Origin of the sequence: Streptomyces mangrovisoli (genome assembly GCF_000974985.2) — a bacterium.
GTDB lineage: Bacteria > Actinomycetota > Actinomycetes > Streptomycetales > Streptomycetaceae > Streptomyces > Streptomyces mangrovisoli.
In genome coordinates, this window is the sequence record NZ_LAVA02000156.1 from 1 (window position 1) to 2709 (window position 2709).

Genomic DNA, 2709 nt, shown 5'->3' on the forward strand with positions numbered 1-2709 from the left:
GGCGCGGGGAACTGCGCGACCAGCCCCCACCCACCCGCAGCCGACCACCCGGCCGGTCCGGCCCCTGCGGACACGTCGAGCCCCCACACGGCACCGCAAGCCAACAACCCGCCCCCCGCGGCCAGCGGCCCCGCGGCTAGCGGTCCCGGGTCCGCCAGTCGCCCCCCGCCAGCCGCCTGCCGCGCCGCCGCAGCCGGGCGGCGACGGCGGGCCCGGCGACGTACACCCAGGCGGGCACCGCCACCCCGTCCCCGTCGCGCACCACCCGGCGCTCGACGCGCTCGTAGAGGCTGCGCGGATCGCCCGGCACGTAATCCTCCAGCCGGTCCAGGTCGGCGAGCAGCCCGGCGTACAGCCGCGGCAGCGCGGTGACCAGTTCGCCGTGCACCACTCCCCCGGGCTGCTCCACGGCGTACGGGTAGCCCGGCCCGTCGTACAGCACCGCGCCGCTCAGGTGCCCCGGCACCTCCTCCTGGACGCGGCCCCGCAGGAACAGGTCGTGGTTCGACTCGCCGGGCCGGAGGGTGCCGTAGACGAAGAAGGGCAGTGTCACTCGTCCACCTGTCCGGGTCGCGTCGCGGGAGGTTCGCCGTGGCGACGATTCTCGCCCGGCGCCCGCCCGGCGGGGGCCGGGTTCACCCGTTCTCACCCGCGCCCGGTCCGGTTTGGACACTTTTTGCCCGGACTCCCCGCCCACCCGTCGTGACCTGGGCGAACGCCCCGGCGCCGAGTACCCCGGACGGCCCCCGGGGCCACCCGTTCAACCCCTTTGCCGCGTCCGCTCGGCAAGCGCGCCGGGCTCCGCGGCCCTTACCTCGGAGGTGCGGCACCGAAAGCACCGCACGCACACAGGATCAACGGGACCGAGAGCTCGGAGGAGCACCGATGCGACGTACCGCCCGGCTGCTGACCGGTAGCGCGCTCGCCGTCGCCGCCGCGGGCCTGGCCACCGCGCCCGCCTACGGCGGCCCCGGTGACCGGGCCGTGGCGCGCCCGGCCGCCGTGGCCGGCCGGCCGGTCGCGGCCCGCGCCGCCGCCCCGCCGGCGTTCCGTCCGCTCGCGGTACGGCCACGCGCCGCCCGTCCGCCCCTCGTGCGTCCGCCCGCCGCCCGTCCGCTCGCGGCGGCCGGGACCACGCTGGAGGTGTTCCCCTCCAGCGTGGTCCCGGGCGACGACGTCACCGTGAACACGGCGGCGTGCGGCGGCGGCACCGCCGTGGGCGACGCCACCGCGGTGGGCGCGGGCACCTTCACCCTCGCGCCGACCACGCACGAGAACGAGGCGATCGGGCAGTTCCGGGTGCCGGAGAGCGCCCAGCCGGGCACCTACGAGATCGTCGCGCAGTGCGCCGAGGGCAAGCGGCAGGTCACCGGCGACCTGGTGGTCGCGCTGACCCCCGTGCAGGCCCAGGTGCAGCCGCACGGAAGTGTGAGGACGGGGGTCGGCGGCACGTTCGGCGGCGACCCCGTGCAGACCGCGGCCGGTGTGGCGGCTCTCGCCGTCGCCGCCGCGGGCGGTACCTGGCTCCTGCATCGCCGGGCGAGAGGCGACGGGATCTGACGGACACCCTCCGCCGTCCGTCCGCCGGTACCGCACGTCCCACCCCCTCCGGGTCCGACGCCCCTCGCGGCCCGGAGGGGGTGCGGGGCGAGAACTCGCAAGGAGCTGGAAGGGGTTGGTATGCGCAGCAGGGCCACCGCCGGGAACACCGTCATAGCGGCGGTCACCGCCGCCGCCCTCTGCTCCGGCGCGTGGCTGCTGCACAGCGGCGCGTCCCACCCCCCGCCGCAGCCCTCCGCGGCCGAGGCGTCGGCCGCACCGGCCGCCGGGCGCTCCGCGGCCCCCGCGCTGGCGCCGTCGCCGCCGGACCGGATCCGGATCCCCTCGATCCGGGTGAGCGCGCCCCTGATGGGCCTCGGGCTCACCGCGAGCGGCAGCCTCGACGTGCCGCCCGCGTCGGAGAAGAACCTCGCCGGCTGGTACGAGGCCGGGACCATGCCCGGCGAGAAGGGCACGGCGATCGTCGCGGGCCATGTGGACAACGCCGACGGGCCGGCCGTCTTCTACGACCTCGGCGCGCTGAAGCGGGGCGCCACCGTCGAGGTCGACCGGCGCGACGGCAGCGTCGCGGTGTTCACGGTCGACGCCGTCGAGGTGTACGCCGCCAGCGACTTCCCCGACCAGAAGGTCTACGGCGCCGCCGCGCGGCCGGAGTTGCGGGTCATCACCTGCGGCGGGGGCTACTCGCGCAGCACGGGCTACCAGGGCAATGTCGTCGTCTTCGCCCATCTGACGGGCAGCCGCTGAACCCTCACACTCCGCGTACGGCAGTGCTGAGGGCAGCGTTCCTCATGGGAAACAGGTGTGATGCGACCGGGTAACCTCCGCGCCGCACGCTGCCGTACATGACGCCGACCGCACGCTCGCTCGCCGCTGGGCTCACCGGCACCCGGCTCGCCGCCCGCGGTCCGGCGATCGCGTTCGGCGAGCCGGGCCGGTTCGGCACGTGCGGCGCCGTGGTGGCCGATCGCGCAGTTCCCCGCGCCCCTCGGGGCCGCGCAGGGCCGTGCCCCGTCAGGGGCGCGGGGAACTGCGCGACGAGCCACGACGCACCCGCACCCGCACGACCGGCCCCAGGGCCCACGCACACCCCGCGATCCCCCTCCGCACCACGCCCCGAAGGGGGCGCGGGGAACTGCGCGACCAGCC

General features: G+C 76.9%; 3 protein-coding genes. 2 read left to right on the plus strand and 1 reads right to left on the minus strand.

The annotated features are described in order from the left end of the window. Positions 1–136: 136 nt before the first annotated feature. Complete coding sequence (locus WN71_RS38590; protein WP_046592789.1) at positions 137–553, minus strand: gamma-glutamylcyclotransferase family protein; 417 nt, start codon at positions 551–553, stop codon at positions 137–139. A 539-nt stretch (positions 554–1092) separates the two neighbouring features. On the opposite strand from WN71_RS38590, the gene WN71_RS38595 reads away from it, so the two are divergent. Continuing rightward, complete coding sequence (locus WN71_RS38595; protein WP_046589366.1) at positions 1093–1560, plus strand: hypothetical protein; 468 nt, start codon at positions 1093–1095, stop codon at positions 1558–1560. 120 nt (positions 1561–1680) lie between these two features. Next, entirely contained in the window at positions 1681–2307 is a 627-nt protein-coding gene (locus WN71_RS38600) for a class F sortase (protein ID WP_046589364.1), read from the plus strand. The last annotated feature ends 402 nt before the right edge of the window (positions 2308–2709 follow it).